The sequence below is a fragment of the Duganella sp. AC917 genome (genome assembly GCF_979258245.1).
This window is the reverse complement of record NZ_OZ409848.1, coordinates 4,589,178-4,603,471: the sequence shown is the minus strand read 5'-3', so window position 1 is coordinate 4,603,471 and position 14,294 is coordinate 4,589,178. Positions and strand designations below refer to the sequence as shown.

Genomic DNA, 14,294 nt, shown 5'->3' with positions numbered 1-14,294 from the left:
GTAGCCGAAGTGTCCGGCTTCGCCGCACCCGCACGGAACGATATTTCAGTCGCCTGGTGGCTCGCACACCCGCACCAGTTGCTCGCGCAGCCAGCGCTGGGCCGGATGGGCGTCGTTGCGGCGGTGCCAGTGCAGCACGAACGGCACCGGCGCCAGGTCCAGCTCGTCCGGCAGTGGCATCACGGTCAGTGCTGCGCCCAGGCCGCTGGCGCGCACCACGCCCTCCATCATTGTCGCCAGCACATCGCTGGCGGCGACCACGGCGGGCGCGGCGTACATCTGCGGCAGGGCGATGGCGATGTCGCGCTTGCGGCCCAGCTGCGCCAGCTTCACGTCCACATGGCCGACGCCGTCGCCCTCCGGTGATACCAGCAGGTGCCGGTGCGCCAGGAACTTTGCCAGCGTCAGCTTTCCATTCGCCACCGGATGACCTTTGCGCGCGACACAGACAAAGCGTTCCTCGAACAGCGGCAGGGTAGGGATGCGCGGCGTGCTGCCGCCGGGCACGCCGAAACTACATGGCTAAAGTGGGCTGATCAACCACTCGAAAGCACATCATGACCATGCAAGAGAACGGCCTCACCCGGCCACAGCAGCAAGCCATCGAAAACCTGTACGGCGCCTTCAACGATCAAAACCCGGACCTGCTCGACAGCGCGCTGGCGCCGGATTGGGACGATATCCCGCTCGGACCGGACCAGCAGCCGGGACTGGCGGGCATGAAGCCGGTCATCGCGATGTTCACCGCCGCCTTCCCTGACGTAAAGATCACGATCCTCGACGTTTTCGGCCCCGACGGCCGCGCCGCCGTCCGCGCGCGCATCACCGGAACCCACCTGGGCGAATTCTTTGGCATTGCCCCGACCGGCAAGCCGATCGACATCGCGATCCACGAATTCCACCAGCTGTCCGCCGACCGGATTGTGCGCACCTGGCACCTGGAAGACTGGTTCGGCATGCTCAATCAGGTGGGCGCGTGGCCGCCCAAGGCGGTCTGACCACTTCAATTTGTGGTCTGATAGGTAAACGTTTAATTAGTGCTTGACGTAATCGTCGACCTTGCCTAGCCTTCATGTCGGAGAATACACCAACATAAATAGAAAGGTTGACAATGAAGCAATTTCCCCGCCGGATCACCTTGCTGATAGCCGCCGTCCTGGCCGCTGGCGCCGTTCACGCCGACGGCCCCTTCCGCAACACCGACAACAAGAGCGCCAACGACGCCGGCGAGGGCACTTATCCGGTGCCCTACAAAAAGCCGACCGAAGCCGAAATCGTCGGCGCGCTCGACCGCGTGCGCGGCTACATCGACAGCATCACGCCGACCCGCATCGTCGACAAGGCGACCGGCAAGCCGATCACCGACCTCAACAAGCCGGTCGCGGGCGCCGTGTTTGAAAAATCGCCCGGCGACTTCGGGCTGATGGTCTACGAGATGGGCGTGATTCATTCCGGCCTGATCAAGGCGGCCGAGGTCACCGGTGACAAGCGCTACAGCGACGTCACCCGCCGCCACCTGCAATTCTTCAAGGACACGCAGCCGTACTTCCGCGCGCAGGAAAACCAGTTCAAGCTGGGCCGCGACAACAGCTTCACCCGCTTCCTGGAGCCGCGCTCGCTCGACGACAGCGGCTCGATGTGCGCCGCGCTGGTGCGCGCCCGCTTCGCCAAGGTCGGTCCGGATTTGAAAGGCATGATCGACACCTGCAGCAACTACGTGCAGAAAAAGCAGTACCGTCTCGACGACGGCACCTTCGCGCGCCAGCGTCCGCAGGCGTCGTCGTTGTGGGCCGACGACATGTACATGGGCATTCCGGCGTTGGCCGAAATGGGCCACCTGACCGGCGACAAGGCCTGGTTCGACGACGCCGCCTCCAACGTGCTGACGATGTCGCAGCACCTGTTCAACGAACGCAACGGCCTGTTCACGCACGGCTGGAACGCCAACAACCCGGACGCGCCGCGCTTCTACTGGGCGCGCGCCAACGGCTGGGCGGTATTGTCGATGAGCGACCTGCTCGACGTGCTGCCGAAGGACCATCCGGCCTATCCGAAGGTGCTGGCCCAGCTGCGCGCCAGTTTGCGCGGCATCGCCGAGCTGCAGTCGGGCACCGGCTTGTGGCACCAGATGCTCGACCGTAACGACTCGTATCTGGAAACGTCGGCCACCGCGATCTTCGTGTACGTCTACGCGCACGCGATCAACCAGGGCTGGATCAGCCCGACCACGTACGGCTCGATCGCCCAGGCCGGCTGGATCGGTTTGAGCACGCGCATCAACGCCAAGGGGCAAGTGGAAGGCACCTGCGTCGGCACCACGTTCGCCAGCGACCAGGTGTACTACTACAACCGGCCGGTCAGCGTCGACGCGATGCACGGCTACGGTCCGGTGCTGCTGGCCGGCGCCGAGATGGTGAAACTGTTGAAGAATCCCGCCATCGATATCCAGCACAAGCTGCGCACCTACCACTACATGCCGCGCGCCAGCGGATCGAAGATCAGCGAGCACTGACCGGCTCGCTGTGTGGTGAGAAGAAATGTGGACCCTGCCGGGTCCACATTTTTAGCTGCGGTACAGCGGGTTCGAGGCCACATAGACCGTCACCTTTTTTGTGAAGGTGCCGGCCGGCGCGATCTTGGCCAGGTCGAACGACGTCTCGTGATGCAAGGTCAGGAAGTGCCACGTAAAACTGGTGCCGTTGACCTTGAACTCCACCGTCTCGCCATTTTCCACGCGCACGTGCTTGGTTTTTTCCGTGATCACGATCTGGCGGTGGGCGCTGGCCGTCGGCGCGGTCGTGCCGTATTTGGCGGTGGCGGCGGTGGCCGCGAAAGCGGTGGCGGTCGTGGCGAACAACGCGGTGACCAGGGCGGCGGTGCGGATCGATTTAAACATGATGTGGTTCCTTCAAAGTGTGACGGTGGCGTCCCTACGTGCGGACAGGTTTGCCGGCAGCATTCGTTTTGCTGCCGATGAACACAGTATGGGGACGTTGTCGAGGCACAAAATCTGCCGCCCGGGGGAGGCGGCATATGCCGAGTGGCATATGCAGGGCCACAATTCACTTGATGGTGAGATGCTTGGCGAAGGAACATCGCTGGAGTAACGCGTTCAGCGTGCCTAATTGCGGCGGCGTGAAGGTCCACTGGCGGAAAACGCCCAGGGGTTCGGTTTCATCGATCGCCGGGATTGGCGCATCGAGTTCCGTGAGGCACTGCCGGTGGTACTCCGCCTTGGGCGGATTCGACACGGCCCGGATCAGCGCGGCGGCAGGCTTGGTCTTCGCGTCGAAGAAATTGACCCGGATTTCGATCTCCTGGCCATCCGGTCCGATATCGCCAAACAGCGCGCCGCCGCACAACAGCGTATTGAAAAGCGTGTCGACATGTATGAAATAAGGCTCTGCGTCGTTCAATCCTTCGAGAAGATAGGAGTTGGACACCACAAGCGCGATCACCTGGTTGATTTTGCGGTGACGTGAGGCGAACGGGCTTCTTGCGATCAGCGATGAGAGCACGGCCGGGTGGTTGCGCAGGTAATCGCGCTTCCTGATGGCTTGTGTGGTTTTACTTCTCAGCGCATTGGTGGCATCCCAAAATTCGTGGTCTGTGGCGGGATGCATCACACTCCGGCATTCCAGCACAAAGGCGGTGTCGTCCAGTACCAGCAGCGCATCGATGTCGCCGATGCGCGGATCCGGAATCTTGATGCCCGGCCCTAAGATGAAGTGCTTTTCGGTGAGTGCGCCCTGCACCGCGGCCGCCAGCATGCCGTGTACGACTTCGGCTTCGAAAACGCGTCCCCGCTTCGCATGCTCAACCTCGAGATTTGTCGTTTCCCTCGACCAGCTCGACAGAAGCCGCATCGGATGTGAGGTCAGCAACGGGGTCCAAACGAGTAGCAGCCCATCGGCATGCCGCAGCAGCGGACGTTGCCACAGCGATTGCTCGACGTGTGTGCCGTCGAAGGTGAAAAAGTCGAGCAAGGCCGACACTTGCGCTTGGTCCACCTTCAGCAAGCGTTGCAGCGCTTGCGTCAAGTCGGCCGCCGGTATCGGATGCGCAAGAAGCCTGCCAGCGTCGGCCGATGCCGGCGGCACAGCACGCGCCTGCATCCTTCTCTGGCCGGCCAGGCAGCCGAGTTGCAGCCAGGCGTCCAGGACTTTGCGCAACGTCAACCCTCCCAACATGCCGAGTTTTTCGTTCAACACTCCAGCGGTGTTGTCCTCCAGGACGCTGAAGCGCTGATAGGCAAGTCCCAGGCAGAATTGTTGTAGCTCCTCGGGTAACTCTCCCAATGACTGAATGACGAGGCCGCCGTCCGGGGCGTGGCAAAGTATGGCCTCGTTCATGGTGGCCGGGGACAGTGCCATTGCGCGCGCGGCCTCGAAGTCACGGTGGTATTTGTTGCTGCGCCTGACCAGATCAAGCGTGGAATCGGCAGCGGCCGGAGGTTGGTGCGCTAAAAGACGGTCGTCGCGGGCCGCCCGCCAGATTAAAAATACACGCGCGAGAAGGTATCGAATTTGAAGCGACTCAATGAACGCAAGGGTTGGCTCAGAAAAGTGCCGCGCTCCGCGTTCTTGTTGTCCACCGTTCACACTGCGATTTCACTTCTGGACTACGAGTGAGGTTTCAAGCTAGAGTGGTTTGGATCAACTTCAATATGGTCCTTTCAACAGTGATGGCCGCACGATTGTGCTAAGCGCTGTTTTTTGTCCAGTGCAAACCAGGTGTTGATGGAAAATTGGCCTCGTTGAAGTCTGCTGGCCAATCCGCCTTGTCGTCAATATCGTCCAAAGTCAGTCTGTCAATTGCGAGCGTTAAAAAAAATAGGAGCGTTAACATGCATGCGTTTTCCAGCTTAAAAATGTCTACCAAGCTGATCTTATCGTTCGCGTCCGTGTTGACGCTGACGCTGGTGGTCGCCATCTTCTCCATTGTGCAGCTGGGGCGGGTCAATCAGACGTCGACCGACATGGAAATCAACTGGATGCCGAGCGTGCGCGCCACCTCGGACATGAACACCAACACGTCCGCTTCCGCATCGCCGCGCTCCAGCACATCCTTTCTGCCGACGCCCGCGATATGGACCGTTACGAGAAGGAGATGGCTAAGATAATGGCCCAGTTCGAGAAAAACCGCACCGAGTACGCCGCGCTGATTTCCTCGCCGGAGGAGAAGAAGATGTACGAGGGGTTCCTGAAAAACTGGGAGGAGTATCTTGCCGAACATAACAAGGTGCTGACGCTGTCACGCGCGAACGCCAATGAAGAGGCGACCAAACTCGCGCGCGGCAATTCACAAGTGCAGTTCGATGAGGCCAGCGAAGATCTGGGCAAACTGGTCGACCTCAACGTGGCCGGCGGCAGGCAAGCCAGCGCCGATGGCAACACGATGTATGACAACGCGCGCGCATGGATCATCGGCCTGAGCGCCGTCGCCATCCTGCTCAGCGTGGTGATCGTGGTGGCGGTGTTGCGCAGCGTGCGCTCGCAGCTCGGCGGCGATCCCGCCTACGCGGCGGGCATCGTGCGCCGCATCGCCGAGGGCGACCTGAACGTGCAGGTCGAGGTCGCGCCGAATGACAAGCAAAGCTTGCTGTTCTTCATGGGGGAGATGCGCTCCAGTCTCGAAGGTATTGTCAACGAGGTCCGCGCCGGCACGGTCAGCATCGGCGCGGCCACGCGTCAGATCGCCGTAGGTAATCTCGATCTGTCGTCTCGCACCGAGGAGCAGGCCAGCTCGCTGGAGGAAACCGCTTCCTCGATGGAGGAGATGACCTCGACCGTCAAGCAGAACGCCGACAACGCCCGCCAGGCCAACCAGCTGGCAATCTCGGCGTCCGATATCGCCACCAGGGGCGGCGCCGTGGTGGCGCAAGTGGTCGAGACGATGGGTACGATTAACGCCTCGTCGAGCAAGATTGTCGACATCATCGGCGTGATCGACGGCATTGCGTTCCAGACCAACATCCTGGCCTTGAACGCGGCGGTCGAGGCGGCGCGCGCCGGCGAGCAGGGCCGGGGATTCGCCGTGGTCGCCAGCGAGGTGCGCAACCTGGCGCAGCGCTCGGCTGCGGCGGCCAAGGAGATCAAAGCGCTGATCGGCACGTCGGTCGAGCAGGTGGCGGCGGGCGCCACGCTGGTCGATCAGGCCGGCTCGACAATGCACGGGATCGTCGACAGCATCCGCAGCGTGACCGATATCATGAGCGAGATCAGCGCGGCCAACCAGGAGCAGACGCAGGGCATCGAGCAGATCAATGAGGCGATCGTCCAGATGGACAACACCACGCAGCAAAACGCCGCGTTGGTGGAGGAGGCCGCCGCCGCGTCACAGGCGCTGCAGGACCAGGCGGCCAGGCTGGCGGAACTGGTTAGCGTATTCAAGACCCGCGACAGCCTCGACAAACTCGCGCTGACGTCGCCAGCGCTCAAACGGCCCGCGCTGTCCGCCAAGCCCGCCGCCAGCACGAACCGTCCGGCGCCACGCGCCCTTGCGGCCGCCAAGCCGGCGAAACTTGCCTCGACCGGCAGCGGCGCCAGCGGCAGCGACTGGGAAGAGTTCTAAGCGGTTGGCTGTGTACGCTTCAATATGTGTGTGGTGGGCGTGCTTCCCATCGGCAGCAGCCAGTGCCCGTCGCGCCAGAGCAGGGCGGTCTTTTCCTGTGCACCGGCGATCGATAGCCGCAGATCGGTATTGGGCTCCGCACGGGCCAAACCCCCGGCGGGCGTTGTGGTGGACCGCAACAGTTTGGCGATACGCTGTTCATCGAGTGGGTCGCCATGTATGCCGAACAGATCGTCCGGGACCTGATCGACCGGCAGCAATTGGGCCGCGCCAACGCAGTCGCGGCCGATTGCGGCAAGCAGCTCGAACGGTGAGGTTCCTCCAGTGCGATGCCGCTGCGCCAGGCGTCGCCGAATGGGTTCGCTATCGGGCAAAAGATTATCGAAGTAATTTGTCACCATGTCGCCGGAATAGGCGGCGTTGTCCGCCCTGAACGGCATGGACAGCGACAGCGGACGTCCCTGAGGATGCCCGATCCATTGGTCGAAGTACTGGAAAGTCGAGGTGTTGCCGGCATTGGTCCATTGTCCTGCTGGAATGCCGTTCAGCCAGACGTTCAGGCGGCCCTGGTTACGTGCGCGCGCCATCGTTTACCATGAGGTCTTGTCGGATTGGGGGATGGCCTGCGGCTCGACCTTGGGTGACCTCGCTGGCGTCGGATTGGCCTGGGGTTGCTTCGCGATGTAGGCTGCGGGCGCTTGCGCGACCCTTAACGCGCGATCCTCACGTTCTCCTGTTCGGGAATCGGGCGGCGAGAAATTGAGTTGGACATCGAGCAGACGCAGAATGGTGTACAGGCGTTCCACGCTCGTGGAGCCGAGGTTCGATTCGATTTGCGCGTAGCTTTGCTGGGTTATGCCCAGTTTCTCAGCCATTGCCGCCTGCGTCAGGCCTGCACGCTTCCTGAAGCCTTGGATAAGCGGTTTTAACTGATCGATCGTTTGGAGGGCGAATAGCATATGCAGGTCCTTGAAGACTGGTTCTTACAGTTTATAGCCTGTTATATCGAAAAACAAGACAAAACCTGTTTTATGGGTTGAAGTTTGACTTTTACAGGTCAAAGGCTGTTAATGTCAAATACAGGCTAAATGCTGTAATGACGCGCATTTTAGCGTCGTGCCATGGCAAAAAATATAACTGAACATGGTGGTTTTCGTACTGAAGCAGCCTCTTGCATGAATGAAAATACGGCCACACTTCATGCTACGATAACTTTTGCCCATTTCCTGTGCCAACATGAAAACCCAAACTCGTCGCCACGCTGTCGGACTGATCTTCTCTGTGCTTGCCTCGTCGATCGCCGCTCCAGCGATCGCGCAGTCGACGCCCCCCGCTTTCTCGGCCATTTTCGGTGACCACGCGGTCTTGCAGCGCGGTGAGCCGTTGACCTTGTGGGGCACGGCGCCCGCCGGCCAGCGTGTGACGGTGAGCCTGGCCGGCGTTTCCGCCGAGGCGAACACGGGGTCGAACGGGCAATGGCGCGCGAGCATGCCGGCAATGCCGGCCGGCGGACCGCACACGCTGTCCGTCAGCGGTGGCGGCGGCGCCTCCACGCTCAAGGACATCATGATCGGCGACGTCTACCTGTGCGGCGGCCAGTCGAACATGGCATTTCCGGCGCGGCTGTCGACCGGCGCATGGCCCGACTTCCCCGACAATCCGAACCTGCGCTTCGTCAATATCGAAAATGTCAGTGAAGCGGCCATCCAGGATGATCTGAAGCGGCCGCTGGCATGGCAGGTGGTGTCGCCAAAGACGGCCGGCGAGGCGTCGGCGGTGTGTTACTACATGGCGCGCACGCTGCAACAAAAACAGAAGGTGCCGGTCGGCTTTATCAATTCGAGTTGGGGCGGCACCTCCATCCAGGGCTGGATCGGCGCGCCGTCGCTGAAGACCCTGCCGGCCTACGTCAAGCGGCTCGATGCGCTGGCCGACATGGCGTCCAATCCGGCCAAGGCCATGGCCGGCGAAGCGCGCCGACATCAGCAATGGTGGGAAGCGCACGACCCGCAGGCCAAGTCCCAGCGCACGTGGAGTTCGCCAGAGTTCGACGATTCCAAATGGCCAAGCCTGACACCCAAGGGATCGTGGAAGGAGGCCGGCATTCCCGCGCTGGCCGACTTCGACGGCGCGGCGTGGTTCCGCACCACGGTAACCTTGGACGAGGCGCAGGCGCGGACGGCAAACTCGCTCCAGCTCGGCCCCATCGACACCTACGACAGTACCTGGGTCAACGGCGTGCGTGTGGGCGGCGGCAGTACGGACTGGGTGTGGCGGAACTACCCGGTGCCGGCCGGCGTATTCAAACCGGGCCGCAATGTGATCGCCGTTCACGTGCTCAGCCGCGGCAAGGGCGGCGGGCTGACCGGGCAGCCGGATCATCGCGGCATCAAAACCGGCGACGGCCAGTTCATCGCGCTGTCTACGGCGTGGAAGTATCAAGTCGGCACGCGCTTGAAAGGCCTGTCGATCGCGCCGTCGCCGTGGGATGTGCCGACCAGTTTGTCGACCTTGTACAACGCCATGATCGCGCCGCTGGCTGGCTACAAGTTCAAACTGGCGGCGTGGTATCAGGGCGAATCCAACGCCGGCGAACCCAAGGAATACGAGACCCTGCTGCCGTTGCTGATCGCCGACTGGCGCAAGACGTTCGGCCAGCCGCAATTGCCTTTCCTGGTCGCCCAGCTATCGTCGTTCGGCCCGGTCTCGACCCGGCCGGCGGAATCGAACTGGGCGCGGTTGCGCGAGGCGCAGGCCAAAACCGTACGCAACGACCCGCACGCGGGTCTGGCCGTCACCATCGACGTCGGCGACCGCACCGACATTCATCCGCCGCAGAAAGCGCTGGTCGGCGAGCGGCTGGCCTTGGCGGCGCGCGCGCTGGCCTACGGCGAGACGATCGCGCCCGGCGGCCCGGAGGCGACCGGCGTAACGCGCGTTGGTGAGGATCTGGTGGTCACATTCAAGAACACCGGCGCCGGCCTGCGCACATATAGCGCCGGCCACGCGATCGGATTCGAAGCGTGCGCCGGCGCCGAGTGCCGCTATGTGCTGGCGGTGGCGCAAGGCGATAAGGTGGCCTTGAAAGGGGTCAATGTCCCGGGCGTCACGCATGTGCGTTATGCCTGGGCTGACGCCCCCCTGGTTAATCTCTACAGCGCGGAGGACTTGCCGGCGGCGCCGTTCGAGTTGGAGGTTAAATAGGCGAGGTCTAATTAAGGTAGCAAATAAGTGGACAATTTGATCCATCTGGAGGATGACTTGAACAAGAAGAACGGTGGGGACGACGGCATCTCGCAAAGCCGGCGGCAGCTGCTGGTATCGACCGGCTTGGCAATGGCGTTTCCCGGACTGGCCGGCGCCTCGGTGGTCGCGACCACGGCGCCAGGCGGCCGGGAAAATCTCGAATTGTGGTACCAGCGTCCGGCCGGCGCCTGGGTCGAAGCGCTACCGGTCGGTAACGGTAGGCTCGGCGCCATGTGCTTCGGACGGGTTGCCCAAGAGCGTATCCAGCTGAACGAGGACACACTGTTCGCGGGCGGACCGTACGACTCGAACAATCCGCGTTCGCTGGAGGCGCTGCCGGCGATCAGGAAGCTGGTCGACCAAGGCAAGCTTGTGGAGGCGGCGGACATGATCGCCTCCTCGATGATGGCGACGCCGCTGAAACAGATGCCTTATGGCGCGGCCGGCGATCTGCTTCTTGATTTTTCCGGCATCGCCGGCGCCGACAACTACCAGCGTTCGCTCGAGCTGGACACCGCCATCGCCGCCACGCGCTTCAATGACGGCAAGGTGCGGCATCTGCGCGAGGTGTTCGCCAGTGTGCCCGACCAGGTGCTGGTGATACGCTTGACCGCGCAAGGCGGCACGCTCGATTTCGATCTGGGCTACCGTCATCCGGCCGCCGCCGATTATGGCGATACCGATTATGAGGGCCATAAAAAAGGGGCCGCGACGCCGATCGGCGTGGAGTGGGATTATCGCGAACCGCCGCGTGCTGGCGAGCGTCCTTCCAACTTGTCGGTGCGTGCCGATGGGGGCGACGCGTTATTGGTCGAAGGACGTAATATTGAGGCGTCCGGCATTCCGGCGGCGTTGCGTTACGCGGTGCGGGTGAAGGCCGTCGGCGATGGCGCGATCACGCCGCGCGGCGAGCGCATCGAAGTACGCGGAGCGCGCACGGTGACCTTGCTGGTGGCGGTGGCGACCAGCTACATCAACTACGCCGACGTCGGCGGCGATCCGCTCAAGACCGTCCGCGCGCAGACCGAGGCGGCCGCCGCCAAACCTTATGCGCGCTTGCGTACCGCGCACCTTGCGGCGCACCGGAGCATGTTCCGCCGGCTGTCGCTGCGGATCGGCAGCAGCGCGGAGACCAGTGCCGCCGCAGGCATCTCGACCGACGAACGCATCGCCGCTGTCGACGCGCGGCCGGACGCCGCGCTGGCCGCGCTATACGTGCAGTACGCCCGCTATTTGCTGATGTCGTCGTCGCGTCCGGGCAGCCAGCCGGCCAATCTGCAAGGTCTGTGGAACGAGGGGACCAATCCGCCGTGGGGTTCCAAGTACACCATCAACATCAACACGCAGATGAACTACTGGCCGGCGGAATCGGCCAATCTGGGCGAATGCGTCGAGCCGCTGGTGCGCATGGTGGAGGATTTGTCGGTCACGGGCGCCGTCACCGCGCGCAAGGGCTATGGCGCGCGCGGCTGGATGGCGCACCACAACACCGATCTGTGGCGCGCCGCAGCCCCGATCGACGGCCCGAAATGGGGCATGTGGCCATGCGGCGGCGCGTGGTTGTGCCAGGCGTTGTGGGAGCACTATGAATACAACCCGGACCCCGCATGGCTACGCCGGATCTACCCGTTGCTCAAAGGCGCGGCGTTGTTCTTCGTCGATACGCTGGTCGAAGATCCGCAGGGCAGGGGACTGGTCACGTCGCCATCCGTCTCGCCCGAGAATGAGCACCACAAAGGCGTGGCCACCTGCGCCGGGCCGGCCATGGACCGCCAGATCGTGCGCGACCTGTTCGGCTGGACGCTCAAGGCCCACGCGCTGCTCAAGGACCGCGACCGCGAGTTCGCCACCACGCTGGAAACCATGCGCGCACGCCTGCCGGCGGACCGCATCGGCGCGCAGGGGCAGTTGCAGGAATGGCTGGAGGATTGGGATGCCGGCGCGCCGGAGCAGCAGCATCGCCATGTGTCGCATCTGTACGCGGTGTACCCGAGCGAGCAAATCAACGTGCGCGATATGCCGGAGTTGATCGCGGCCGCGAAAGTCACGCTCAACACGCGCGGCGACAAATCGACCGGCTGGGCGACGGCGTGGCGGCTGGCGCTATGGACGCGCATGGGCGAGGGCGAACGCGCCTATTCGATCCTGCAAGGGTTGCTGGGCCCCGAGCGTACCTATCCGAACATGTTCGACTCCCATCCACCGTTCCAAATCGACGGCAACTTCGGTGGCGCGGCGGCGATCCTGGAGATGCTGGTGCAATCTTGGGGCGATGAGATCCACATTCTCGCGGCGTTGCCGAAGGCCTGGCCGGAAGGCTCCTTGCGCGGCGTTCGTGCCAAGGGCGGCGTCGAGCTGGACCTGGACTGGGCCGGCGGCAAGATGACGCGCCTGCGCCTGCGCGGCAGGCCGCATGACAAGGTGCAGGTACGTTATCGCGAGCAATTGGTACAGGTGGTGCTGGATAAAAAAGGGGCGGGGACAGTGATGTAGCGGACAAGACGGTTGCGGCCGCTTGACGCTGGGCACCCTTGCGCTTATATTAATGACTTATAAGTAAGTTAAAATGGAACCCACCCATGCAAGCCTCTCAAGACACCAAGCCACGCTGGGAGCGGCGCAAGGACGCGCGGCCGCAGGAATTGCTGGCCGCCGCACTGGAGCAGTTCGTCGAACGTGGCTATGCCGCCACGCGCCTGGAAGACGTGGCCAAGCGCGCCGGCGTCTCCAAGGGCACCCTGTATCTGTATTTCACCAATAAAGAAGAACTGTTCAAGGCAGTCGTGCGCGAAAACATCGTGCAAGCCATCGGCGAGGCCGAGCAGGACGCGGCCGTGTTCGAAGGCCACAGCGGCGAGCTGCTGCGCACCATCTTGATGGCCTGGTGGGACGAGATCTGCACCACGCATTTAGCCGGCATTACAAAGCTGATGCTCTCCGAAGGCCACAACTTCCCCGAACTTGCCAAGTTTTACAATGAAGAGGTGGTCAAGCGCGGCAGCGACCTGATCACCAGCGTGCTGGTGCGCGGCATCAGCCGGGGCGAGTTCCGCCCGGTCGATCCGGCCGTCATGACCCCTGTGCTGATCGCGCCGGTGATGATGCTGATGATGTGGACCAACTCCTTCATGCCCGCCTGCGAGATGCCGGCGATCGATTCGCACGCCTTTATGGACACCTTTATCGGCACCACGCTGGGCGGCCTGGAGGTGGCCGCGTCGTGAGCGGCGCCCCTGCCGGGATCGCGTTTTCCGTCCAAGTTGCCAATTTGGTAGGTTCATCCCCCTTAAACTGCAGACTGTCGCAATTTCCCGCGATATGGCCGTCAACTCGTTAATATGTGCCTCCATGCCAGTTCAACGATAAAATGACGGATTATTTAATCCCGACCGAGTCATAAGATGAATATCGAACAAGCCCGTTTCAACATGATCGAACAGCAAATCCGTCCGTGGGACGTCCTGGACCCGGAGGTTCTGGAGCTGTTGCACGTGGTTAAACGTGAGAATTTCGTCCCGGCCGCGCACAAGGCGCTGGCTTTCGTCGACGCCGAGATCCCGCTGCCGGGCGGCGAATCGATGCTGATGCCGAAGATCGAGGCGCGCCTGCTGCAGGACGTGAACCTGAAAAAGCACGAGAACGTGCTCGAGATCGGCACCGGTTCCGGCTACATGGCCGCGCTGCTGGCGTACAAGGGCCGTCACGTGACGACGGTGGAAATCTCGCCGGAACTGAAGGCGCTGGCGGAAAAGAGTTTGGCCGACAACGGCGTGACCAATGTGAAGGTCGAGCTGGGCAACGGCGCGCAGGGCTGGCCGAGCGGCGCCCCGTATGACGTGATCGTCGTGTCGGGCTCGCTGCCGGTGCTGCCGGAGGCGTTGTTGCAGCAGTTGAAGGTGGGCGGCCGCCTGGCGGTCATCATCGGCCAGGCGCCGGCGATGAAGGCGCAGTTGATTACCCGTACCGGCGAAGCCGGCTACGACACGCGCACCTTGTTTGAAACCAGCGTCAAGCCGCTGGCCTCGGCAACGACGCCGTCGGCGTTCCAGTTTTAAGCGGCGGGCGGCCTATGCAGCATCTTACCGCTCCGGAACTGGCCGCGAGGCTGGCCGACGAGGCGCGTCCCAAGCCGGTGTTGCTGGACGTGCGCGAGAATTGGGAATTCGAGACCTGCCGCATCGACGGCTCGGTGCAGATCCCGATGAATACGATACCGGCGCGCATCGACGATCTCGATGAGGACGCCGAGATCGTCTGTATCTGCCACCACGGCGCGCGCAGCCTGCAGGTGGCCGCCTTCCTGGAGCGTAACGGCTTCGGCAAGACGGTCAACCTGACCGGCGGCATCCACGCCTGGGCGCTGCAGGTCGACCCGACGATGCCGAAGTACTAGGGCCGCGATCGACGCGGCAGTCGGCGCGGCGCCGGGGCGGCAGTGTTTTTGATTTGATCAACTTTTTTTGATGACTCCAACG

12 protein-coding genes and 2 pseudogenes are annotated in these 14,294 nt (G+C 62.7%); 9 read left to right on the top strand and 5 right to left on the bottom strand.

Annotated features, from left to right (window positions below; translation table 11 throughout):
• Positions 1-45 precede the first annotated feature (45 nt).
• Positions 46-507 carry a LysR substrate-binding domain-containing protein gene (locus ACZ0BA_RS20045; RefSeq protein WP_463452949.1) on the bottom strand — a complete coding sequence of 154 codons (462 nt, stop codon included), beginning with the start codon at positions 505-507 and terminating at the stop codon, positions 46-48.
• A gap of 50 nt (positions 508-557) precedes the next feature.
• On the opposite strand from ACZ0BA_RS20045, the gene ACZ0BA_RS20040 reads away from it, so the two are divergent.
• Positions 558-998, top strand: coding sequence for an ester cyclase (locus tag ACZ0BA_RS20040; protein ID WP_463452948.1), 441 nt, complete (start codon positions 558-560; stop codon positions 996-998).
• Positions 999-1,111: 113 nt separating this feature from the next.
• Entirely contained in the window at positions 1,112-2,512 is a 1,401-nt protein-coding gene (locus ACZ0BA_RS20035) for a glycoside hydrolase family 88/105 protein (protein ID WP_463452947.1), read from the top strand.
• 51 nt (positions 2,513-2,563) lie between these two features.
• On the opposite strand, the gene ACZ0BA_RS20030 is transcribed toward ACZ0BA_RS20035, so the two are convergent.
• Both ACZ0BA_RS20030 and ACZ0BA_RS20025 read right to left on the bottom strand, forming a co-directional pair.
• Positions 2,564-2,896, bottom strand: a complete 333-nt coding sequence (locus ACZ0BA_RS20030; RefSeq protein WP_463452946.1) for a CzcE family metal-binding protein — start codon at positions 2,894-2,896, stop codon at positions 2,564-2,566.
• 166 nt (positions 2,897-3,062) lie between these two features.
• Positions 3,063-4,601 (bottom strand): hypothetical protein, encoded by a 1,539-nt coding sequence (locus ACZ0BA_RS20025; protein ID WP_463452945.1) that lies wholly within the window; start codon positions 4,599-4,601, stop codon positions 3,063-3,065.
• 245 nt (positions 4,602-4,846) lie between these two features.
• Between ACZ0BA_RS20025 and ACZ0BA_RS20020 the strand changes: the two are divergent.
• Positions 4,847-5,343 (top strand): annotated as a pseudogene (locus tag ACZ0BA_RS20020) (MCP four helix bundle domain-containing protein); the annotation flags it as partial.
• Between the two features lie 54 nt (positions 5,344-5,397).
• Positions 5,398-6,573, top strand: coding sequence for a methyl-accepting chemotaxis protein (locus tag ACZ0BA_RS20015; protein WP_463454797.1), 1,176 nt, complete (start codon positions 5,398-5,400; stop codon positions 6,571-6,573).
• Between the two features lie 17 nt (positions 6,574-6,590).
• Here ACZ0BA_RS20015 and ACZ0BA_RS20010 read toward each other — a convergent pair.
• Together ACZ0BA_RS20010 and ACZ0BA_RS20005 are read right to left on the bottom strand one after the other, a co-directional pair.
• Positions 6,591-7,160, bottom strand: a pseudogene (locus ACZ0BA_RS20010) (HipA N-terminal domain-containing protein); the annotation flags it as partial.
• 3 nt (positions 7,161-7,163) lie between these two features.
• Complete coding sequence (locus ACZ0BA_RS20005) at positions 7,164-7,532, bottom strand: helix-turn-helix domain-containing protein (protein WP_463452944.1); 369 nt, start codon at positions 7,530-7,532, stop codon at positions 7,164-7,166.
• 277 nt (positions 7,533-7,809) lie between these two features.
• Here ACZ0BA_RS20005 and ACZ0BA_RS20000 point away from each other — a divergent pair, with 277 nt between their 5' ends.
• The 5 genes from ACZ0BA_RS20000 to ACZ0BA_RS19980 all read left to right on the top strand — a co-directional run bounded on the left by ACZ0BA_RS20000 (position 7,810) and on the right by ACZ0BA_RS19980 (position 14,212).
• Positions 7,810-9,777, top strand: a complete 1,968-nt coding sequence (locus ACZ0BA_RS20000) for a sialate O-acetylesterase (RefSeq protein ID WP_463452943.1) — start codon at positions 7,810-7,812, stop codon at positions 9,775-9,777.
• A gap of 27 nt (positions 9,778-9,804) precedes the next feature.
• Positions 9,805-12,312, top strand: a complete 2,508-nt coding sequence (locus tag ACZ0BA_RS19995) for a glycoside hydrolase family 95 protein (protein WP_463452942.1) — start codon at positions 9,805-9,807, stop codon at positions 12,310-12,312.
• A gap of 86 nt (positions 12,313-12,398) precedes the next feature.
• On the top strand, positions 12,399-13,043 hold the full coding sequence (locus ACZ0BA_RS19990; RefSeq protein ID WP_463452941.1) for a TetR/AcrR family transcriptional regulator: 645 nt from the start codon (positions 12,399-12,401) through the stop codon (positions 13,041-13,043).
• Positions 13,044-13,220: 177 nt separating this feature from the next.
• Positions 13,221-13,874 (top strand): protein-L-isoaspartate O-methyltransferase family protein, encoded by a 654-nt coding sequence (locus ACZ0BA_RS19985; RefSeq protein ID WP_463452940.1) that lies wholly within the window; start codon positions 13,221-13,223, stop codon positions 13,872-13,874.
• A 14-nt stretch (positions 13,875-13,888) separates the two neighbouring features.
• Positions 13,889-14,212 (top strand): rhodanese-like domain-containing protein, encoded by a 324-nt coding sequence (locus ACZ0BA_RS19980; protein ID WP_463452939.1) that lies wholly within the window; start codon positions 13,889-13,891, stop codon positions 14,210-14,212.
• The last annotated feature ends 82 nt before the right edge of the window (positions 14,213-14,294 follow it).